17 protein-coding genes are annotated in these 21,335 nt (G+C 72.9%); 10 read left to right on the top strand and 7 right to left on the bottom strand.

Features of this window, described 5'->3' with window-relative positions; all coding sequences use genetic code 11:
* Positions 1-42: 42 nt before the first annotated feature.
* Together greA and ACFV04_RS37265 are read right to left on the bottom strand one after the other, a co-directional pair.
* Positions 43-543 (bottom strand): transcription elongation factor GreA, encoded by a 501-nt coding sequence (greA, locus tag ACFV04_RS37270; protein WP_360260863.1) that lies wholly within the window; start codon positions 541-543, stop codon positions 43-45.
* A gap of 259 nt (positions 544-802) precedes the next feature.
* On the bottom strand, positions 803-1,216 hold the full coding sequence (locus ACFV04_RS37265) for a DUF4307 domain-containing protein (protein ID WP_380535378.1): 414 nt from the start codon (positions 1,214-1,216) through the stop codon (positions 803-805).
* A gap of 242 nt (positions 1,217-1,458) precedes the next feature.
* Between ACFV04_RS37265 and mca the strand changes: the two genes are divergently transcribed.
* The 4 genes from mca to ACFV04_RS37245 all read left to right on the top strand — a co-directional run bounded on the left by mca (position 1,459) and on the right by ACFV04_RS37245 (position 5,658).
* A complete protein-coding gene (mca, locus tag ACFV04_RS37260) occupies positions 1,459-2,364 on the top strand; it encodes a mycothiol conjugate amidase Mca (RefSeq protein ID WP_380535376.1) in 906 nt (301 codons plus the stop codon).
* Positions 2,365-2,413: 49 nt separating this feature from the next.
* Positions 2,414-2,605: a hypothetical protein gene (locus ACFV04_RS37255; protein WP_380347418.1), complete on the top strand. Its 192-nt coding sequence runs from the start codon at positions 2,414-2,416 to the stop codon at positions 2,603-2,605.
* 42 nt (positions 2,606-2,647) lie between these two features.
* Entirely contained in the window at positions 2,648-4,690 is a 2,043-nt protein-coding gene (locus tag ACFV04_RS37250; RefSeq protein WP_380347417.1) for a thioredoxin domain-containing protein, read from the top strand.
* A 107-nt stretch (positions 4,691-4,797) separates the two neighbouring features.
* The gene (locus ACFV04_RS37245) at positions 4,798-5,658 is read left to right on the top strand and encodes a GNAT family N-acetyltransferase (protein WP_380535374.1); all 861 of its coding nucleotides are present in this window, start codon (positions 4,798-4,800) and stop codon (positions 5,656-5,658) included.
* A gap of 236 nt (positions 5,659-5,894) precedes the next feature.
* On the opposite strand, the gene ACFV04_RS37240 is transcribed toward ACFV04_RS37245, so the two are convergent.
* Positions 5,895-6,545, bottom strand: coding sequence for a TetR/AcrR family transcriptional regulator (locus tag ACFV04_RS37240; protein ID WP_380535372.1), 651 nt, complete (start codon positions 6,543-6,545; stop codon positions 5,895-5,897).
* 890 nt (positions 6,546-7,435) lie between these two features.
* The gene (locus ACFV04_RS37235) at positions 7,436-8,128 is read right to left on the bottom strand and encodes a hemolysin III family protein (protein WP_380535370.1); all 693 of its coding nucleotides are present in this window, start codon (positions 8,126-8,128) and stop codon (positions 7,436-7,438) included.
* Between the two features lie 284 nt (positions 8,129-8,412).
* Here ACFV04_RS37235 and ACFV04_RS37230 point away from each other — a divergent pair, with 284 nt between their 5' ends.
* On the top strand, positions 8,413-10,254 hold the full coding sequence (locus ACFV04_RS37230) for a phosphoenolpyruvate carboxykinase (GTP) (RefSeq protein ID WP_360260885.1): 1,842 nt from the start codon (positions 8,413-8,415) through the stop codon (positions 10,252-10,254).
* Positions 10,255-10,410: 156 nt separating this feature from the next.
* Here the strand turns inward: ACFV04_RS37230 and ACFV04_RS37225 are convergent, their stop codons facing one another.
* Both ACFV04_RS37225 and ACFV04_RS37220 read right to left on the bottom strand, forming a co-directional pair.
* A complete protein-coding gene (locus tag ACFV04_RS37225) occupies positions 10,411-10,977 on the bottom strand; it encodes an RICIN domain-containing protein (RefSeq protein WP_380535368.1) in 567 nt (188 codons plus the stop codon).
* Between the two features lie 198 nt (positions 10,978-11,175).
* Positions 11,176-12,390, bottom strand: coding sequence for a pyridoxal phosphate-dependent aminotransferase (locus ACFV04_RS37220; protein WP_380347412.1), 1,215 nt, complete (start codon positions 12,388-12,390; stop codon positions 11,176-11,178).
* A gap of 282 nt (positions 12,391-12,672) precedes the next feature.
* Between ACFV04_RS37220 and ACFV04_RS37215 the strand changes: the two genes are divergently transcribed.
* Positions 12,673-13,386, top strand: coding sequence for a prepilin peptidase (locus tag ACFV04_RS37215; protein ID WP_380535366.1), 714 nt, complete (start codon positions 12,673-12,675; stop codon positions 13,384-13,386).
* 135 nt (positions 13,387-13,521) lie between these two features.
* On the opposite strand, the gene ACFV04_RS37210 is transcribed toward ACFV04_RS37215, so the two are convergent.
* Positions 13,522-15,117 (bottom strand): chitinase, encoded by a 1,596-nt coding sequence (locus tag ACFV04_RS37210; protein WP_380535364.1) that lies wholly within the window; start codon positions 15,115-15,117, stop codon positions 13,522-13,524.
* 430 nt (positions 15,118-15,547) lie between these two features.
* On the opposite strand from ACFV04_RS37210, the gene ACFV04_RS37205 reads away from it, so the two are divergent.
* From ACFV04_RS37205 to ACFV04_RS37190, 4 genes are all read left to right on the top strand, one after another.
* The gene (locus tag ACFV04_RS37205) at positions 15,548-16,342 is read left to right on the top strand and encodes an isoprenyl transferase (RefSeq protein ID WP_360260896.1); all 795 of its coding nucleotides are present in this window, start codon (positions 15,548-15,550) and stop codon (positions 16,340-16,342) included.
* Between the two features lie 250 nt (positions 16,343-16,592).
* Positions 16,593-17,927: a PhoH family protein gene (locus ACFV04_RS37200; protein WP_360260899.1), complete on the top strand. Its 1,335-nt coding sequence runs from the start codon at positions 16,593-16,595 to the stop codon at positions 17,925-17,927.
* Between the two features lie 432 nt (positions 17,928-18,359).
* Positions 18,360-19,118, top strand: a complete 759-nt coding sequence (locus tag ACFV04_RS37195; RefSeq protein WP_380347409.1) for a transglycosylase SLT domain-containing protein — start codon at positions 18,360-18,362, stop codon at positions 19,116-19,118.
* 500 nt (positions 19,119-19,618) lie between these two features.
* The gene (locus tag ACFV04_RS37190; RefSeq protein WP_380535362.1) at positions 19,619-21,163 is read left to right on the top strand and encodes an AI-2E family transporter; all 1,545 of its coding nucleotides are present in this window, start codon (positions 19,619-19,621) and stop codon (positions 21,161-21,163) included.
* The last annotated feature ends 172 nt before the right edge of the window (positions 21,164-21,335 follow it).

The raw sequence follows: 21,335 nt of genomic DNA, 5'->3' as shown, positions 1-21,335 counted from the left end.
CGTCCTCGACTCCGCGGCCGCCCTCGACGTGGCGGGGCCGGATCAGCCGGCGTGCGGCACGACCTTGACGATCTTCACCATGGCCGGCTTGCCGTTCGGCAGCTCGTAGCTGGCCTCGTCGCCGATCTGCTTGCCGTCGATCGCGCGGCCCAGCGGGGACTGCGGGGAGTAGACGTCCAGGGTGTCGGAGCCGGCGACCTCGCGGGAGGCGAGCAGGAACTCCATGAGGTCGTCCTCGTCACCGTCGAAGGCGACCGTGACGACCATGCCCGGGGCCACCACGCCCGAGTCGGCCGGGGCCTCGCCGACCTTGGCACGCTCCAGCAGCTGGGTCAGCTGGCGGATGCGCAGCTCGTACTTGCCCTGCTCCTCCTTCGCCGCGTGGTAGCCGGCGTTCTCCTTGAGGTCACCCTCCTCGCGCGCCGCCTCGATCTTCTGGGCGATCTCGATGCGCCAGGGCCCGGTCAGGTGATCCAGCTCGGCCTTGAGCTGGTCGTAGCCGGCCTGAGTGAGCCAGGTCACGTTCTCGCTGGTCTGGGTCACGGGTGCTCCTCGTAGGTGCTCGGGCTGTGCTGAGGGTGTGAGTCGTCAGCAGGGTTGGTGGTGATATCGGTCTCAACTACAAAGCAACGCCCGCTCCCGTACCATCCGGTGCGGAAGGGGCGAAACCACGAGCGTAACAAGTCCTGCCGACAAGCGGGAGAGGCGCCGACGCGCCATTGACGGTGGCGTTACGCCGCGGTGTACGGGACGCGGAGCGGGACCCCTGACGGATTCCCGCTCGCCCGGTCGACTATGCGCCCTACTCGGCGGGCGTGCAGCCCAGCAGCTCGGCGGTGGTGCCGCGGGACGTGGTGCGCAGGGTTACCACGGCGTCGTAGGCGGAGCCGGCTGCCGGGACCGGGAAGTCGGCCACCCCGACCACCGAGTGGTCGTCGCCCTGCGAGCGGACCGTGCAGGTGCCGGCCTGGCCGTCGCGCTTGCTGACGGTGAGGTGGAGCTGGACCTCGGAGTCGGAGAGCACCTGGAAGGTCGGCACCGAACCGTTGATCTTCGTCTCGCGCAGCAGGTAGGAACCGCCCAGCCAGGCGATCAGACCCAGGCCCAGCACGCCGCAGACCGCGCCGACGACCTTCAGGCGGCGGTCCGACTCGCGGTCGCCGCCGCGTCCGTAGCGCCCCTCGGGGAGCCGGGCGGCGGTGGTCTCTGCGGTCATCGGACTCTGTCCTCTCCTGGGGGAGGGTCCGCGCGGGGTGATGCGGGGGAATGCGACGGACCTCCAGTCCGTCACTATAGGAGGGGCACGCCCGCGGCCGGTCCGGCGGGGGCGGGGCTCGGCCGTGTCGGCGACTTCCGCGGGCCGGCCCCGCGGCGACGCGGCCCCGGAGTGAGCGGTTCGTACGGTGGGCTGACCCGGACTTCGCGGAACGCCCGACGATGTGGAAGGAACGCAAGGCGTTGACTGAGCAGTTGCGACTGATGGCGGTGCACGCCCACCCGGACGACGAGTCCAGCAAGGGCGCGGCCACCATGGCCATGTGCGTCGAGCAGGGTGTGGACGTGCTCGTGGCCACCTGCACGGGGGGCGAGCGCGGGTCGGTCCTCAACCCCAAGCTCCAGGGGGACCCGTACATCGAGGAGAACATCCACGAGGTGCGCCGCAAGGAGATGGACGAGGCGCGGGCGATCCTCGGCGTCAAGCAGGCCTGGCTGGGCTTCGTGGACTCCGGCCTGCCCGAGGGGGACCCGCTGCCCCCGCTGCCGGAGGGCTGCTTCGCCCTGCAGGACGTGAAGGACGCGGCCGAGCCGCTGGTCCGGCTGATCCGCGAGTTCAAGCCGCAGGTCATCACGACCTACGACGAGAACGGCGGGTACCCGCACCCGGACCACATCATGACCCACAAGATCACCATGCTGGCCTTCGACGCCGCGGGCGACCCGGACGCCTACCCCGGGGCCGGCGAGCCCTGGCAGCCGCTGAAGCTCTACTACAACCACGGCTTCCCGATGGGCCGCATCCGCGCCCTGCACCAGTACCTCACCGAGCACGGCCACGAGTCGCCGTACGGCGAGTGGATCGCCGGCTGGGAGAAGAGCGGCCGCACGGAGCGCGAGATCACCACCCGCGTCCGCTGCGACGACTGGTTCGAGACCCGCGACCGCGCGCTGATCGCCCACGCCACCCAGATCGACCCCGACGGCCCGTGGTTCCGCGTGCCGCTGGAGGTCCAGCGCGAGGTCTGGCCCACCGAGGACTACGAACTCGCCCGTACCCTGGTCGACGTGGACCTGCCGGAGGACGACCTCTTCGCCGGCCTGCGCACCCCCAGCCTGGCGGCCGAGGCCGCCGACACGCGCGACTGAACCACCCCCCGATGGCCCGGCTCCCCGTGAGCCGGGCCACCATAGAGATATGAGTGCCTCCGTGAACCTCCTCCACCTCGCCGCTGACCTCGCCGTCGACGACGCCAAGGTCACCCCCGGCCTCCTCGGCTTCGTCGTCTTCGCCGCCCTCGGCGTGGCGACCTGGTTCCTGGCCAAGTCGATGAACCGGCAGTTCAAGAAGGTCGACTTCGTGGAGGAGCCGGAGGCTCCCAAGGAGTGAGTCACCGGCCCCCGCCGCCCGCCGATGCGCGAGGATGGGGGCATGCCGAACCGTCTCGCTGACGCGACCTCGCCGTACCTGCTGCAGCATGCCGAGAACCCGGTCGACTGGTGGCCCTGGGGGGTGGAGGCGTTCGAGGAGGCGCGGCGGCGCGGGGTGCCGGTGCTGCTGTCCGTCGGGTACGCCGCCTGCCACTGGTGCCACGTGATGGCGCACGAGAGCTTCGAGGACGCCGGGCTCGCCGGGTACCTGAACGAGCGGTTCGTCGCGGTCAAGGTCGACCGGGAGGAACGCCCGGACGTCGACGCCGTGTACATGGAGGCGGTTCAGGCCGCGACCGGGCAGGGCGGCTGGCCCATGACGGTCTTCCTCACGCCCGACAAGGAGCCGTTCTACTTCGGCACGTACTTCCCGCCGGAGCCCCGGCACGGGATGCCCTCCTTCCGGCAGGTGCTGGAGGGCGTGGACGCCGCCTGGCGGGACCGGCGGCAGGAGGTCGGCGAGGTCGCCGGCCGGATCCGGGCCGACCTGGCCGAACGGGCCGCCGTGTACTCGGCCGGCGCCCACAACCCGCCCGGCGAGGCGGACCTGCACCAGGCGCTGGTGACCCTCAGCCGGGACTTCGACCAGGCCCGCGGCGGCTTCGGCGGCGCGCCCAAGTTCCCGCCGGCCATGGTGGTCGAGTTCCTGCTGCGCCACCACGCCCGCACCGGCTCGGAAGCGGCACTCGAGATGGCCGTCCGCACCGGCGAGGCGATGGCCCGCGGCGGCATCCACGACCAGCTCGGCGGCGGCTTCGCCCGGTACGCGGTGGACGCCGGCTGGGTGGTGCCGCACTTCGAGAAGATGCTCTACGACAACGCCCTGCTGCTGCGCGCCTACCTGCACCTGTGGCGGGCCACCGGGTCCGCGCTCGCACGGCGGGTCGCACTGTCCACGGCCGACTTCCTGCTGCGTGAACTCCGCACGCCTGAAGGCGCGTTCGCCTCCGCGCTGGACGCGGACAGCCTGGACGAGGAGACCGGTCAGTCCGCCGAGGGCGCCTACTACGTGTGGGAGCCCGGCCAGTTGGTCGACCTGCTCGGCCCCGCCGACGCGGCCACCGCCGCCCGGCTGTTCACCGTCACCGCCGCCGGCACCTTCGAGCACGGCACCTCCGTCCTCCAACTCCTCTCCGAGCCGGAGGACTTCGCCGAGTACGAGGCGATCCGCACCCGAATGCTCGCGGCGCGCGCCGCGCGGCCCGCGCCGGCCCGGGACGACAAGGTGGTCGCGGCCTGGAACGGTCTCGCCATCGCCGCGCTCGCCGAAACCGGCGCACTGCTGGACCGGCCCGACCTCGTCGAGGCCGCCGAGCAGGCCGGTGACCTGCTGCTCGCCGTCCACCTCACCCCCGACGGCCGGCTGCTGCGCACCTCCCGGGACGGCCGGGCCGGTGCCAACGCGGGCGTGCTGGAGGACTACGCGGACACCGCCGAGGGCTTCCTCGCGCTGTACGCCGTCACCGGCGAGGCGGAGTGGCTGCAGCTGGCCGGCGGCCTGCTCGACACCGTCCTCAAGCACTTCACCGACGAGTCCTCCGGCGCGCTCTACGACACCGCCGACGACGCCGAGGAGTTGATCCGCCGCCCGCAGGACCCGACCGACAACGCCACCCCGTCCGGCTGGACGGCCGCCGCCGGCGCCCTGCTCACCTACGCCGCCTACACCGGCTCCGGCCGGCACCGGACGGCCGCCGAGCGGGCCCTCGGCGTGGTCGGCGCGCTCGCGGGGCGGGCGCCGCGGTTCATCGGCTGGGGCCTCGCGGTGGCGGAGGCGCTGCTCGACGGGCCGCGCGAGGTCGCCGTGGTCGGCCCGGCCGGGCACCCGGCCACGGCCGCGCTGCGGCGGGCGGCGCTGCTGGGGACGGCGCCGGGCGCGGTGGTCGCGGTCGGCGCGCCGGGGGAGACCGAGGTGCCGCTGCTCGCGGACCGGCCGCTGGTCGGCGGCGCGCCGGCGGCGTACGTCTGCCGGCACTTCGCCTGTGACGCGCCGACCACCGATCCGGCGGCGCTGGCGGAGCGGCTGGGCACGGCGGTCGGGTAGCGGCCCCCGGGCGCGGTGGTCGGGCGGGCGGCGGACGGGCTCGGCAGTCGGGCTCGGCGGTCGGATATTCGTTGGCGGGAGCGGGCGGGCCGGGGCCAACATGGGCCATGACCTGGACCTTCAGTACCTCCCTCGACGACTTCCGGGCCCGGGCGGGTGCCGTCCTCGCCGCCCGCCCCGCCGAGAACACCGTCCTGCTCACCATCGCGCACCGGCTGGCCGAGTCCGGGCTGGACGTGTTCGGAGGCCCGCCGGTCTTCGGCTGGTGGCGGGCCGAGGAGGGCGGCCCGGTCGAGGGCGCCTTCCTGCAGACGCCACCGTTCGACCCCCGGCTCTCCTTCATGCCGGAGGCCGCGGCCGCCGAACTGGCGGTCGCACTGGCCGCCGCCGGAACGGGGCTGACGACCGTGAACGGGATCGCCGGAGCCACCGACGCGGTCCGTGCCTTCGCTGCCGCGTGGACGGCGGCCACCGGCACCGAGCAGTCCGTCCGCGTCGAGGAACGGCTCTACCGGCTCGGCCGGTTGACCGATCCGCCGCGCCCGCCCGCGGGCCGGCACCGGCCGGCCGGGTCGGCCGACCGCGAGCTGGTGATCCGCTGGTACCGGGAGTTTCTGGCCGAGGCGAAGGTCGAACTGCCCGACGTGCCGAGGGCGGTGGACGAGAAGACCGCGGCCGGCGGACTGCACCTGTGGGAGGACGGGGGCGAGCCGGTCGCGCTGGCCGGCACCAGCCCGGTGCTCGTCGGGATGTCCCGCGTCGGCCCGGTCTACACGCCCGTGGAGCACCGCGGCCGCGGCTACGGCAGCGCCGTCACGGCCGCCGCCTCGGCCCACGTGCTGACCTGCGGCGCCACCGAGGTGCTGCTGTACACGGACCTCGCGAACCCGACCAGCAACTCCATCTACCAGCAGATCGGGTACCGGCCGGTGGAGGACTGCCTGATCGTCGACTTCCGGGCGCGGTAGGGGAGTCGGCCGGACGCCGGACCGGGGCCCGGCGCCGGCGGGGAAGATCAGGTCGCGGTACGGGCGTACGGGCGGGCCGGCGGGCCCGGTGTCCGTGGCGCGGCGGGGGCCGAGCAGCCGGGTGAGCATTCCTCGCGCGGCTGCTTCTCCCCGCTGTAGCGGTATGGCTTCTCCCCGCTGCAGCGGTATAGAGGGGAGCGGTATAGAGGGGAGAGACGGCACGGCCGCGGCGGGGCTCACACCCCGGCGAAACCGCTCTCCAGCAGTGCGAAGGTCCGGTCGACCAGGTCCGCGACGTCCTCCCTGCGGTCGTCGGCGGCCCACTGCAGCAGGGCCTCGGTGGTGGCGGCCGCGATGGCGGCGGCGGTGACCCGTATCTCGTACGTGGGTTCCTCGACGCCGGCCCGCCGGGTGAGCGCGGTGAGGAACAGCTGCTGCGGGTTGTTACTGCTGCGGTACACCCCGGCACGCAGCGCGGGGACCTCGGCGGCCAGCCGCATCGGGGTGAACAGTCCCTCGCGCTCGTGCCGGAGCAGTTGCCGGATCAGGTCGCGCATGGCCTCCCGGCAGGAGGTGAGGAAGGGCTCGTCGGCGGGCCGTGCGAGCAGGGCGGCGATCACGGCCGGGTCGTACTCGTCCGGGAGGACCAGCTCCTCCTTGGTGGCGAAGTAGCGGAAGCAGGTGGACGGCGAGACTTCGGCGGCGATCTGCTCCACGGTGGTGTTCTCGTCGCCCTGCTCGGAGATCAGCCGGTACGCCTCGCGGCGGACGGTCTGGCGGGTCTTCAGCTTCTTGCGCTCGCGCAACGACAGCGGCGCCTCCGGCATCGCCCGGACCGGGTTGGTCGGGACGTCCGGACGGGCCGCGGTCGGTTGCTGGGGCGTCATGACTCCCGTCAATGTGGCGATGGTGCGATCACTTGCCTACTCGCCGTGATGTGTCATGGAAGTGCTGCTTCCACACAAGGAATTGACGCAACGTTGATCTGTCGTTCGCCGCCCGGGGGCAGTGGGGAGTGACTGTCGGTAGATACCATGTGGCAATCGGTCAGTGCTGACCGACGCGTGCCGAGAGCGGAGAAGGGGTGGGGCGGCAGGAGCCGACCACGAGCCCGGCACCGGGGAAAGGGGAGCCGAAGTGGCCGACGCGGACGACAAGCAGGCGAGTGCCCAGGTGTGGGGTGCGGCGGTGGTGGTGGCCTCCGCGCTGGCCGTGGTGGCGGCCTATCTGATCAACGGCGCCCCGCTGGTCCTGGCGGTCGCCGGGGTCGAGACCGTGCTGCTCATGGTCCACGTCGGCCGGCGCTGGCGCGCCCTGCACGGCGCCCCGGCCCCGGCCGGGCACCGTCCGCGCCGCGGCATCCCGGACGCCGCGCACTGCGAGCGCTGCCGCCGGGCCCGGGAGGCGCTGGACGCCCGGCAGGTGCGCGGGCGCTCCGCCGGCGCGGCGCGGCCGGAGCCCCCGGCGCGCGGCGCACCGGGAGCACGAGGCGGGCACGGCGCACCGGGAGCGCGAGGGGCACGCCGCGTACCGGGAACACGACGAGCGCAGGGAGTACGGGGCCCACCCGGGCGACGGGGCGCACCGGACCGGCGAGGCGCACGACGGGCGCGAGCGGCACCAGGACCCCGCCCCGCAGCCGGAGCCCGGCGCGGCCGACCACCCGCCGTACCCGCGCCGCCCGCAGATTCGCGCGCCGTACGAGCGGCCCTGGACGGCGGAACGGGCGGCCGCCCGGTCCGTGGACCGTTCGACCGCCCGTCGGGGTGCGCCGGGTTCAGCCGGCCGTGCTGTACGCCACCAGTGAGACGCCGACGTACTGCACGGTGAACGCGCCGAGGGTGAAGGCGTGGAACACCTCGTGGAAGCCGAACCAGCGCGGTGAGGGATCGGGCCGCTTGAGCCCGTACACCACGCCGCCGATGCTGTAGAGCACCCCGCCGACGATCATCAGCACCAGGACGGCGACCCCGCCGGTGTGCAGGAAGTCCGGCAGGAAGAACGCGGCCGCCCAGCCCAGCGCGAGGTACACCGGCGTGTACAGCCAGCGTGGCGCGCCGACCCAGAACACCCGGAACGCGATGCCGGCGAGCGCGCCGCCCCAGACCGCCCAGAGCAGCAGCTGCTGGTCCGCGCCCTTGAGCAGCAGCATCGTGAACGGCGTGTAGGTGCCCGCGATGATCAGGAAGATGTTCGCGTGGTCCAGCCGGCGCAGGACGGCGTCTCCGCGCGGGCCCCAGTCGAAGCGGTGGTACACCGCGCTGACCCCGAACAGCAGCCAGGCGCTGACCGAGTAGATCGCGCAGGCGATCTTGGCGGGCGTGGAGTCGGCCAGGCAGATCAGCACGATCCCGGCGGCGACGGTGGCGGGGAACATGCCGGCGTGCAGCCAGCCGCGCCACTTCGGCTTGCTCTCCCCGCTCTCGGCGGGGCCCTCCGCGAGGCGCTCGGCGAGCGCAGCAGCAGTCATGCGCAGCATGCTACCCGCTACCTACGGATCCGTAGGTTACTGACGCGTAGGAAGTGGTGATCATCACTCTTGGACGTTTTGGAGTATTCGGGGTGTGGCGCCGCGCACTCCGTCCGGGACGCGAGTGACCTGTTACTGGCTGGTAATCATACTGACTGTAGTAAAAGATGCGTCAATTTCGCCGCTTCGGGGCGTTGGAGGCTTGAGGCCGGAGCTACGCTGCAAGCACCCTCAGACCCCCGCTACGCCGTCTCTTCGCCGAGATGGCGTGAAACGGAGCGATCGTGTCGTACGAGATCTCTGCTCTCAGCGCATCCGCGCCCACCCGCCACAAGCAGCTGCTCGCTTGGGTGAGCGAGATCGCCGAGCTCACCCAGCCGGACCGCATCGAGTGGTGCGACGGTTCCGAGGCGGAGTACCACCGCCTCGCGGACCTGCTGGTGGCTCAGGGCACCTTCAAGAAGCTCGACGAGGAGAAGCGCCCCAACTCCTACTACGCCGCCTCGGACCCGACGGACGTCGCGCGCGTGGAGGACCGCACCTACATCTGCTCCGAGCAGGAGAAGGACGCCGGACCGACCAACAACTGGAAGGCCCCCGCCGAGATGCGGGAGGTGTTCCAGGGCGAGCAGGGTCTCTTCCGCGGCGCGATGAAGGGCCGCACGATGTACGTCGTGCCCTTCTCGATGGGCCCGGTCGGCTCCCCGCTGGCCGCGTACGGCGTCGAGATCACCGACTCCGCCTACGTCGCCGTGTCGATGCGCGTGATGACCCGCATGGGCCAGGCCGTGCTGGACCAGCTGGGCGAGGACGGCGACTTCGTCAAGGCCGTGCACACCGTCGGCGCCCCGCTCGCCGAGGGCGAGGCCGACGTGGCGTGGCCGTGCAACAGCACCAAGTACATCTCGCACTTCCCGGAGACCAAGGAGATCTGGTCGTTCGGCTCGGGCTACGGCGGCAACGCCCTGCTCGGCAAGAAGTGCTACGCGCTGCGCATCGCCTCGACCATGGCCCGCGACGAGGGCTGGCTGGCCGAGCACATGCTCATCCTGAAGCTCACCCCGCCGGCCGGTTCCGAGGGCGGCACCGAGCCCAAGTACGTCGCGGCCGCCTTCCCGTCGGCCTGCGGCAAGACCAACCTGGCCATGCTCCAGCCGACCGTTCCGGGCTGGAAGGTCGAGACGATCGGCGACGACATCGCCTGGATGCGCTTCGGCGCCGACGGCCGCCTGTACGCCATCAACCCCGAGGCCGGCTTCTTCGGCGTCGCCCCCGGCACCGGCGTGGACACCAACGCCAACGCCATCGAGACCCTCTGGGGCAACACCGTCTTCACCAACGTCGCCCTCACCGACGACGGCGACGTGTGGTGGGAGGGCCTCACCGAGGAGCCCCCGGCGCACCTGACCGACTGGCGCGGCAACGACTGGACCCCCGAGTCCGGCACCCCGGCCGCCCACCCGAACGCCCGCTTCGCCGTCCCGGCCGCGCAGTGCCCGACCATCGCCCCCGAGTGGGAGGACCCGGCGGGCGTGCCGATCTCGGCGATCCTGTTCGGCGGCCGCCGCGCCACCGCCGTCCCGCTGGTGACCGAGTCCTTCGACTGGCAGCACGGCGTCTTCCTCGGCGCCAACATCGCCTCCGAGAAGACCGCCGCCGCCGAGGGCACCGTCGGCGAGCTGCGTCGCGACCCGTTCGCGATGCTGCCGTTCTGCGGCTACAACATGGGCGACTACTTCGCCCACTGGCTGAAGGTCGGCGCCCAGGCGGACGCCGCCAAGCTGCCGAAGATCTACTACGTCAACTGGTTCCGCAAGAACGCCGAGGGCAAGTTCGTCTGGCCCGGCTACGGCGAGAACAGCCGCGTGCTCAAGTGGATCGTCGAGCGCCTGGACGGCACCGGCGAGGGCGTCGAGACCCCGATCGGCGTGCTGCCGACGGTCGAGGGCTTCGACCTCGGTGACCTGAAGCTGTCCCAGGAGGACCTCGACCTGCTCTTCACCGTGGACGCCGACATCTGGCGCCAGGAGGCCGCACTCGTGCCGGCCCACCTGGAGACCTTCGGCGAGCACACCCCGAAGGAGCTGTGGGACGAGTACCGGAGCCTCGTCGCGCGCCTCGGCTGAGCCTGAGCCTCTACCGAGCGAGAGGCGGCCGCCCGGCACGAACCGGGCGCCCGCCGATGCGACAGGACGGCCGGAGTTCCGCCGGACGATCTTTCCCCGACCAAGGAGATCGTCCGGACCGGGACTCCGGCCGTAGTGTTTTTCCGGGCCTCGCCGTCAGAGCCGGGTGATGGCGGTGATCCACGCCTGGTTGCCCTGGGGGACACCGGTCGTGGACCCCTGCCACTGGCGGGCCGGGGCGCCGTTGTCGGTGCGCCAGTCGGCGATCTCCAGGAGGTCGGCCGAGTTGAGGTTGGCCAGGCCGAGCTCGTTGTGCGCGCCGATCGAGCCGGCGTAGTTCCAGTGCTGGTTCCAGCCGCCGGTGCAGTCCCACTGGCGGGCCTCGGCGCCGTTGTCCCGGCTCCAGTCGGCGATCTCCAGGCACTTGCCGGAGTTGCGGTTCACCAGGCGGAAGCCGCCGCTGTCGGGGACGTAGTCCCACCGCTGGTTGGCGCCGCCGGTGCAGTCCCACTGGCGGGCCGGGGCGCCGTTGTCGGTGCTCCAGTCGGCGATCTCCAGGCACTTGCCGGAGTTGGCGTTCACGACGGTGCTCGACGTCGGAATGCGGAAGCCACCGCCGGCGGCGGAGGCGGGCGTGGCCGGCAGGGCGGTGGTCAGCGCGATGGCGGCGCCGACGGCGGCCGCGGCGGCGCGGGCGGGGGTGAGCGGAATGCGGATGGTCAAGACGGACCGGTCCCTTGCGGAGGAGTGGGGGCAGGGGAGCGGACCCTTCCGGGCGGTCGCGCGCTCCGGTGTCCGCGTCGGCCCGGGCCCCGGCACACCGCCGACCGGCCCGTCCCCCCTACGGCCCGGAGAGGAACCCGGGCCGCCGACGCGCCGGAATCCTACGGTCCGGTCGGTGGCCCGTGGTTAAAGGGGAGGTCAAGGTTGGGCGTAGCCGGAGAGGAATTCGCCGATCCGGGTCACGGCGTCGGTGATCTCCTCGGGGCGGGGCAGGGTGACCAGCCGGAAGTGGTCCGGCTCGGGCCAGTTGAAGCCGGTGCCCTGGACCAGCAGGATGCGCTGGGAGCGCAGCAGGTCCAGGACCATCTGGGCGTCGTCCTTGATCTTGTAGACCTTCGGGTCCAGCCGCGGGAAGGCGTACAGGGCGCCCTTGGGCTTGACGCAGCTGACACCGGGGATCTCGTTGAGCAGCCGGTGCGCGGCGTCGCGCGAGGCGAGCAGGCGTCCGCCGGGGAGCACCAGGTCGCGGATCGACTGCCGGCCGCCGAGCGCGGCGGCCACCGCGTGCTGGGCGGGCATGTTGGCACACAGCCGCATCGAGGCGAGCACGGTGAGGCCCTCGATGTAGCTGCGGGCCCTGGCCCGTTCGCCGGACAGCACCATCCAGCCGGAGCGGAAGCCGGCGACGCGGTACGCCTTGGAGAGCCCGTTGAAGGTGACGCAGAAGAGGTCCGGGGCCAGGGTCGCCAGCGGGACGTGCTCGGCGTCGTCGTAGAGGATCTTGTCGTAGATCTCGTCGGCGTAGACCACCAGGTCGTGCCGGCGGGCGATCTCGACGATGCCCTCCAGTACCTCGCGGGGGTAGACCGCGCCGGTCGGGTTGTTCGGGTTGATCACCACGATGGCCCTGGTCCGGTCGGTGACCTTGGCCTCGATGTCGGCGAGGTCCGGGTACCACTCGGACTGCTCGTCGCAGCGGTAGTGCACCGCGGTGCCGCCGGCCAGCGAGACGGAGGCCGTCCACAGCGGGTAGTCCGGGGCCGGGACGAGGACTTCGTCGCCGTCGTCCAGCAGGGCGGTCATGGCCAGCTGGATCAGCTCGGAGACGCCGTTGCCGAGGAAGACGTCGTCGACGGAGAGGCCGTGCAGCCCGCGGTCCTCGTAGTGCATGACCACCGCGCGGCGGGCGGACAGCAGGCCCTTGGAGTCGCCGTACCCGTGCGCGTTCGCGAGGTTGCGCAGGATGTCCTGGAGGATCTCCGGGGGCGCCTCGAAGCCGAACGTGGCCGGGTTGCCGGTGTTGAGCTTGAGGATGCGGTGGCCCTGCTCCTCCAGCCGCATCGCCTCGTCGAGCACCGGGCCGCGGATGTCGTAGCAGACGTTGGCGAGCTTGCTGGACTGGATGACCTGCATGCCTGCCTACTTTAGGGGTACGGAGGACCCCTTCGGCGGGACTCCGGGAAGGTGGTCCGCAGGGCCGGAGAGCCCTCCTTGGATCGGCAGGCGGGGGCGTCGGCAGGCCTTCCAATGGGGGAGCCCGGTGTCCGGAATGCCCGCGTATGCGAGGAGCGCGGGCGGGCCGCGCTCCGGAACGAGACGGACGGCACACCGCACGCCGCATCCGCCGCGCCGGACGGCGCCCCGCCCGGCGCGGCAGGATGGGGCCGGTGCGTCGATCGAGGAGGGGGTGCGCCGGTGGTGCCGGTCGTGGTCGCGGCGGTACTGGTCGGTCTCCTGGCGGCTCCGCCGCTGCGCGGACTGGTCGCCCGGTTCGCGGTGCCGGAGGGCGAACCCTGGTGTGCGGCCTGTCCGTCGTGCGGGCGCGACGTGCGCCTGCTGCCGCCCACCGGACGCTGCCCGGGCTGCCGGGAGCGGTTGGGCGCGGGCGCGTGGTCGGTGGAGACGGTCGCGGCGGCCGCCGCCGCCGCGGTGGCGTACGCGGCGGACGGGCCGGCGGCCGCGGCACTGGGCTGGGCGGCCGCGCTCGGGGTGGCGCTCGGTTTCGTCGACGCGCGGGTGCGCCGGCTGCCGTACCGGCTGACCCTGCCGCTGCTCGGCGGGGTGGCCGCGCTGTTGGCGGTGGCCGCGCTGGTCGACGGACGCCCCGGGGCGCTGCTGCGCTGTCTGCTGGTGGCGCTCGCGGTCGGCGCGGTGCTCGAACTGGCCGTCTGGGCCGGGGCCCTGGGGCCGGGTGACTCCCCGCTGGGGCTCGCGCTGGGCGGACTGCTCGGCTGGTACGGCTGGTCGGTGGCGCTCGGCGGACTGTTCGCCGCCGCGGTGCTGGCCGGCCTCTGGGCGGTGCTGCGGGCCGCCGCCGCCCTGGTCCGTCGGCGCCCGGTGCGCGGACTCGACGTCCCGGTGGGGCCGTTCCTGCTGCTCGGCGCGCTCACGGCGGTGCTGGCCAGGTAGCGCGAGCGCCCGCCCGGCGCCTCGCGGCGGGGACGGAACGCGGAAGGGCCCGCCGTACCGGAGCGGTACGACGGGCCCGCCGCCGACGCGCGGGCCCCACCCTCAAGGAGCTGCGCGCCGGGGGAAGGAGGGTCCTCAGGGCATCTTGTGGACGAACGGGCCCACCGCGTTGGAGAACGCGTTGCCGTTGTTGGCGTCCCAGTTGGTCGACCAGGTCATCGCGCCGCGGATGGTGGGCCACTTGGCCGGCGGCACGAAGCTGCCGCAGTTGTTTCCGGTGGCCAGGCAGTCCAGCGCGTTGTTCACCACGGTCGGCGAGACGTAGCCGCCGCCCGCGGCCTTGGCCGAGGCCGGGACGCCGATGCCGACCTGGTCCGGCCGCAGGCCGCCCTGGATGTGGGTGCAGACCTGCGAGGTGATGAAGTCGATGGTGCCCTGGTTGTAGACCTTGCCGTCGCAGCCGTTCATGCCGCCCGAGTTGTAGAACTGGGTGTTGACGACGGTCAGGATGTCCTTGGTCCTCAGCGCGAGCTGGAAGTAGGCGCCGGCGGTGCTGTACATCCCGATGGTCTCGGGCGCCATGGTCAGGACGAAGCCGGGGCCGACCTTGGCCTGCAGGGAGTGCAGCGCGTCGCCGAGCGGGCCGGCCTGGACGCCGTTCTCCAGGTCGACGTCGATGCCGTCGAAGCCGTAGTCCTTGATGATCGCGTAGGCGCTGTCGGCGAAGTTGGCGCCGGCGGTGGCGTCCCCGACGGTGATCGCGCCGTTCTGGCCGCCGATGGAGAGGACGACCTTCTTGCCGGCCGCCTGCTTGGCCTTGACGTCGGCGCGGAACTGGGCGTCGGTGTAGCCGCCGAGCGCCTTGGACAGGCCCGGGTCCAGGGTGAAGCTGATCGCGCCGGTCCGGGTCGGCACGGCGTCGGCGAAGGAGACCGCGATGATGTCGTACGCGTTCTGGACGTCGCTCAGGCGCTGCGGGGTCGAGTTGTTGTCGAAGTTCTGCCAGTAGCCGGTGACGGCGTGCGCCGGCAGGCCGGTGGCCGGCGGGGTGGTGCCGGTCGGGGTGGCAGTGGGCGTCGCGGTGGGGGTCGGGGTCGCGGTGGGGGTCGGGGTTGCCGTGCCGGTGGGCGTGGCGGTGGTCGTCGCAGTCGGCGTGGGGGTGGGCGTGGCGGTCGCGGTCGGCGACGGGGTGCCGGTGCCGCCGGGCCCCAGCAGGGCGACGTCGTCGGCGAGGTAGGCGCTCTGGCCGTACCAGCCGTGCAGGTAGACGGTGACGCTGGTGGCGTTCGCCCCGGTGGTGAAGGTGGTGGACAGCTGGTTCCAGCCGTTCTGGTTCGACCAGGCGGACGGGTCGGTGCCGCCGGTGCCGCGTGCGCCGAGGTAGACGTACGGGCCCTGGACCCAGGCGCTCAGCGTGTAGCTGGTGTTGGGCAGCACGCTGATGGTCTGGGTGCACTCGGCGGTGTCGCCCGCGCCCGGGGTGGCCTGCAGCGCGCCGGTGCCGGAGTGGACCGGAGCGGAGACGGTGGTCGCCGCGCCGGCGCAGCTCCAGCCACCGATCCCGCCGTCGAAGCCGCCGTTGGTGACCAGGTTGCCGACCGCCGCGCCGGCGCCGCCGGCGAAGAGGGCGAGGCCGCCGCCGGCCAGGGCGAGGACGGTGGCGCCGGCCGCGACGGCCGGGAGGGGGCTGCGCCGGCGCTTGTGTGCGGGCTGGTTCAGCGTACGGGCCATGGGGTGACGCTCCTGGGGGAGGAGCGGCCGCCGCGGTGGGGGGCGCGGCGGCCGCGTGTGGGGGAGGGGAGGTCAGGGATGAGCCTGGGGGAGACGGAGTGGAGGGTCGTTCCGTCCGGAATCAAAAGCTGGACTAGACCATTGCGGGTCGTCAAGCAGGGAACCGAGGGCTTACGGTTCCGTTAAGGATTCGGAGACCGTTCCGTGTCCGCACCGCCGAGGCCCGTCGAGGCCCGCCGACGCCCGCCCCGCGGTCCGGGGCCGGCCCCGTACGACCCCTGCGCGACCTCCGGCACGCCCGTCGCGACAGACTTCGTACAGGACCGTGACCAGACCGCTACCTGCGGCTTTACCGTGCGCCTGCGCGCCGGAGTAGGCTGCGCCGGGGCGGTGACGCACCAGCTGAACGAGCACGGAGGGGTCCGGGAACATGGGTCTGCGCGATGTCGCCGAACGGACGCCGGGGCTGCGCACCCTGCTGGGCGGGATGTACGGGCTCTACGGCCGCCGGGTCGAGGTCCACCTGGCCCGCACCCCGCACCACATCGGCGTGATCCTGGACGGCAACCGCCGCTGGGCCAAGGCCGCGGGCGGGTCCACCGCGTACGGACATCAGCGCGGCGCCGACAAGATCAGCGAGTTCCTCGGCTGGTGCGACGAGACCCACGTCAAGGTCGTCACCCTCTGGATGCTCTCCACCGACAACCTGGACCGCCCGGCCGACGAGCTGGTCCCGCTGCTCGGCATCATCGAGGACGCCGTCACCGGCCTGGCCGCCGCCCGCCGCTGGCGGGTCCACCCGGTCGGCGCGCTGGACCTGCTCCCACAGCACACCGCCGACGTGCTCAAGCGCGCCGCCGACGAGACCGCCGACATCGACGGCATCACGGTCAACGTCGCGGTCGGCTACGGAGGCCGGCACGAGATCGCCGACGCCGTCCGCTCGCTGCTCCAGGAGCAGGCCGGACGCGGCACCTCGATCGAGGAACTGGCCGAGGTCCTGACCGTCGAGCACATCTCCGAGCACCTCTACACCCGCAACCAGCCCGACCCGGACCTGATCATCCGCACCTCGGGCGAGCAGCGGCTGTCCGGTTTCCTGCTCTGGCAGAGCGCGCACAGCGAGTTCTACTTCTGCGAGGCGTACTGGCCGGCCTTCCGCAAGGTCGACTTCCTGCGCGCCCTGCGCGCCTTCGAGCAGCGCCACCGGCGGCTGGGCCTGTAGTCCCGGCCCCCCGGGCCGGTGGGACCGGGGTCCCGTCGGCCGGTCCGCGGTGAAGTGACCGCCGTAGGGCTGGAGTACCCGGCCCCGGGGCGAGGCCAAACGTTCACCGGCAATGATCCGTCAGTTCTCCCGGGGCGCGAATGCACCGCCCCCCGCCTGGGAATACTCCAGTCAGTCCGGCCCCGAGGCCACCGGGGCAGCGAGGCCGGCTTGCCGCGGATGACGCAGGGTCATCCGCTCTGGAGGCCTAGTGGTCAGTTCCAAGAGCCGCCGGACACCAGACCGGCGCACGTACGTTCTCGACACCAGCGTGCTCCTGGCGGACCCGCTCGCCATGACCCGCTTCGAGGAGCACGAGGTCGTCCTGCCGGTGGTCGTCGTCACCGAGCTGGAGGCCAAACGGCACCACCCGGAGCTGGGCTACTTCGCCCGCCAGGCGCTGCGGCTGCTCGACGACTACCGCATCCGCCACGGACGGCTCGACGAGCCGATCCCGGTCGGCGAACTCGGCGGCACCATCCGGGTCGAGCTCAACCACTCCGACGTGTCGATACTGCCGGCCGGCTACCGCTCCGGCGGCGGCGAGGCGGACACCCGGATCCTGGCGGTCGCCCGCAACCTGCAGGCCGAGGGCTACGACGTCACCGTCGTCTCCAAGGACCTGCCGCTGCGGATCAAGGCCAGTTCGGTGGGCCTGCTCGCCGAGGAGTACCGGGCCGAGCTGGCGATCACGTCCGGCTGGACGGGCATGTCCGAACTGCACGTCCCCGCCGACCAGGTGGACGCGCTGTTCGCAGCGGGCCACGACGCGTCGGTGGACCTCGACGGGGCCGACGAGCTGCCCGTCCACACCGGACTGGTACTCACCTCGGAGCGCGGCCGCGCGCTCGGCCGGGTCACCGGTGACGGCCGGGTCCGGCTGGTGCGCGGGGAGCGCGAGGCGTTCGGGCTGCGCGGGCGCAGCGCCGAGCAGCGGGTGGCGCTGGACCTGCTGCTCGACCCGGACATCGGGATCGTCTCGATGGGCGGCCGGGCCGGCACCGGCAAGTCGGCGCTGGCGCTGTGCGCGGGTCTGGAGGCGGTGCTGGAGCGGAGGCAGCATCGCAAGGTGATGGTCTTCCGGCCGCTGTACGCGGTCGGCGGCCAGGAACTCGGCTACCTGCCGGGTTCCGAGGCGGACAAGATGGGCCCCTGGGCGCAGGCGGTCTTCGACACCCTCTCCGCCGTCACCACCCCGGACGTGATCGAGGAGGTCATCTCCCGCGGGATGCTGGAGGTGCTGCCGCTGACCCACATCCGGGGGCGCTCGCTGCACGACGCCTTCGTGATCGTGGACGAGGCGCAGTCGCTGGAGCGGAACGTCCTGCTGACGGTGCTGTCCCGGATCGGCCAGGGCTCGCGGGTGGTGCTCACCCACGACGTGGCGCAGCGGGACAACCTCAGGGTGGGCCGGTACGACGGTGTGGTGGCGGTGGTGGAGAAGCTGAAGGGGCATCCGCTCTTCGCCCACATCACGCTCACGCGGTCGGAGCGTTCGCCGATCGCGGCGCTGGTCACGGAGATGCTGGAGGACATCCACCCGTGATCCGCCCCTGATCAGGGCATAGTAGGACAATAGGGTCAACTCGACCTGCGGGGCCCGCTCCTGACGGAGCGGGCCCCGGCCGTTTCATCACATCGAGTGCTTTCCGTCCGGGAAACTCCCGTGCGGTGAATGTGACATGCGCCACGCGGGCGGGAATTGCGTCGACCGTGCCCGGTGCGGCATGGTGAGGGTTCTGTCAGGCCCCGCGTACGGCGCGGCAGGGCTTCCGGACTCGGAAGTCAGGCCCCGGAAGGTCCGCCAACTCCGGTCGGTGGACACACAATTGAAGACCGACGAGCCGTACGCCGCCCGATTCCAACGCCCGGTCGCCTCACCTCGGCCGGACGCCGGGCCAGCACCTCCCGTGACCAGAGCACCGTGCGGAGGTCCGTGCCAAGGGGCATCTTGCGCCCACACGGTCACGCGTGGGCGATGCTGGAAGGAATCCATGTGACTCGGATCTCGGTCCGGGGAGTCGCTGTGGCCTCCGCCACCGCCGTCACCGCTGTCGGTGCCGTCGTGGGCATGGCCTCGGGCAGCGAGGGCAAGACGACGCAGACGGTCGATGTCGCCGGTGCGACCCTGCTTGCCGAAGTCCCCTCTGGCGTCCAGGCGCAGACCATCAGTGACAACATCGGCCAGCAGGCATCCGCCCAGCAGGCCTCCGCCGACGCCGCCGCCAAGGCCGCCGCCGAGCAGAAGGCCGCTGAGGAGGCCGCGCGCCAGAAGGCGGCCGCGGACGCCCAGGCGAAGGCCGACGCCCAGGCCAAGGCCGACGCGGACAAGGCGGCCAAGGCCGCCGACGACGCGCGCAAGGCCGCCGCCGAGGCCGCCAACCGGTCGAAGGCCCGCTCGGCGATGACCGCCGTCGACGCCAGCGCGCCCCCGGTCTCGGTCAGCCCCGGCTCGGTCCAGGACACTGCCCGGCAGATCGTCGGCAACGACGCCCAGTTCCAGTGCTTCAGCCAGATCGTGAAGCGCGAGAGCGGCTGGGACTACACCGCCACCAACAAGAGCTCCGGCGCGTACGGTCTGGTGCAGGCGCTGCCCGGCAACAAGATGGCCTCGGCCGGTGCCGACTGGCGCACCAACCCGGCCACCCAGATCCAGTGGGGCCTCAGCTACATGAACAGCCGCTACGGCAGCCCCTGTGGCGCCTGGTCGTTCTGGCAGGCCCACAGCTGGTACTAGGAACGGCTGCCGCCCCGGCGGCGCGCTCCGTACGGCCCCCGGCCGCCCGCCCTTCCCGGGCGGGTGACCGGGGGCCGTCGCCGTTCCGGGGCCGGGCCGCCCGGAGTCGCCCGGGGTCGGCGGGAGAAGGGCGAACCGCGCCGCCCGGGCTGCGCTGACCAGTGCGCTCTCGGGCGGTGCGGTTCTGGGTGCGGACGCGGGGCGCGGGAAGGGGTCCTGGTTGCTTCCCGCACCGGCCGGTCCGCCGGCGGTTGGCTCACGGCGCTCCCGGAGGCGCTGCCTCCGGGGTCTCGTCCCGACTCCTCCCCAGCGAAGTGCATCCGAAACCACCTGGAACATGGCGATTTGCCCGCATTTCCGGGGTGGGGTGTTCCCCTCGAACCCACCGGTGGCCGGACTTGCCGTGCCCGCGCCGGGTAGCGTCATCCCTGACGGCCGCGGCAGGACCCGCGGCGTACCGCCGGGCACGGCGGGCGGGCCGGGGAGCGGTGGTAGCGAGCATGGCGCGGGGCGGAAAGGCCTTCAAGGCCGTGGCCAAGGGCATGGCCGTGGTGGCGAGCGCGGCCGCCGTGATCGAACGGCGCCGACGCGCCGCGATGGCGGCCGACCCGCACGAACTCGCCGTCCCCGGGCTCACGGAGGGGCACCCGCTCGCCGAGGGGCGCGCCCTCGTCGAGGCGCAGGTCCTCGCCGACGGCCGCGGACCGGCCGTCACGGAGGGGGCGGGCCCGGTGCCCGTGCCCCGGACCGACCCCGCGCCGGCGCCGGAGGCACCGGCGGGTGCGGCACCCGCCGCGGCCCCGGCCGCACCCGCCGCGCACGCGGGGCTCGGCCGCGAGTACCACCCCGGCCGGCCCGCCACCCCCGCCGAGGCGGTGCCGTGGGGGCTGCGGGTGGCCGCCGAGTCCACCTGGCGGCTGCTGCTGCTCGGCGCCGCGCTCTACGTCGTCTTCTACGTGGTCGACATGTTGCGGCTGGTCGCCTTCTCGGTGCTGGCCTCGCTGCTGATCGCCGCGCTGCTGGAACCCTCGGTGTCCTGGCTGCGCCGGCGGGGGGCACCGCGCTCCCTGGCGGCGGGCGGGGTGTTCCTGAGCGGCCTGGCCGGGATCGGGCTGGTCGGCTGGTTCGTGGTCTGGCAGGTGAGCACCAACCTGCCGAGCGTCACCACCCAGGTCAAGGACGGTGTCAACCAGCTGAAGGACTGGCTGGTCACCGGGCCGCTGCACCTGACCCAGCAGCAGATCACCGACTTCGCCGACCAGATCACCAAGGCGATCACCACCAACACCGACCAGCTCACCTCGGCCTCGATCACCGGCGCGCAGATCGCCGTCGAGGTGCTGACCGCGGTGCTGATGACCTTCTTCACCACCTTCTTCCTGCTCTACGACGGCGAGAAGATCTGGAACTGGGCGTTGCGCGGGCTGCCCCGGCACTCCCGCTTCGCGATGGCCGGCGCGGGCCCGAAGGCCTGGGCGACGCTCACCGCCTACGTGCGCGGCACCGTGTGCGTGGCCTTCATCGACGCGGTCTGCATCGGGATCGGCATCGACCTGCTGGGCGTGCCGCTGGCCATGCCGCTGGCGGTGATCATCTTCCTGGGCGCCTTCGTCCCGCTGGTCGGCGCGCTCGTCACCGGCACCGTCGCGGTGCTGATGGCCCTGGTCACCCAGGGCGGGGTGTGGGCGGCACTGATGGTGCTGATCCTGCTGATCGCGGTGATGCAGATCGAGAGTCACATCCTGCAGCCGCTGATCCTGGGCCGGGCCGTCCGGGTGCACCCGCTGGGCGTGGTCCTCGGCGTCGCGGCCGGCGGCATCATCGGCGGCATCGGCGGTGCGGTCGTCGCCGTCCCGCTGATCGCCGTCACCAACACCGTGATCACCCACCTGCGCCGCCGCAACGAGGCCGGCCAGGCCGTGTTCACCGCGCTCGAAGCCGCCCGCGAAGCCGCCGAACGCACCGCCGCCACCCATCCGAACCCGCCCGCGGAGCCGGCCCAGGCCGTTCCGCCGGTCCAGCCGGCCCGTCCCGCCACGGACTGAGCGGAGCGACGGCTCCCCGGCGTGCCGGGGCCGGAAACGGCGGCGGGGGGCGCCCCCGCCGGGGGGGGGGGGGGGGGGGCCCGGGGGGGGGCGCGGGCCTGTGGGGGGGGGGGGGGGGAGGCGGCGGGGCGCGAGGGGGGCACCCCCCCCGCGCGCCGGCGCGGGGGGGGGT

The sequence above is a fragment of the Kitasatospora sp. NPDC059599 genome, from assembly GCF_042735125.1.
Taxonomy (GTDB): Bacteria; Actinomycetota; Actinomycetes; order Streptomycetales; family Streptomycetaceae; genus Kitasatospora.
This window is presented reverse-complemented; position numbering and strand designations above follow the sequence as displayed.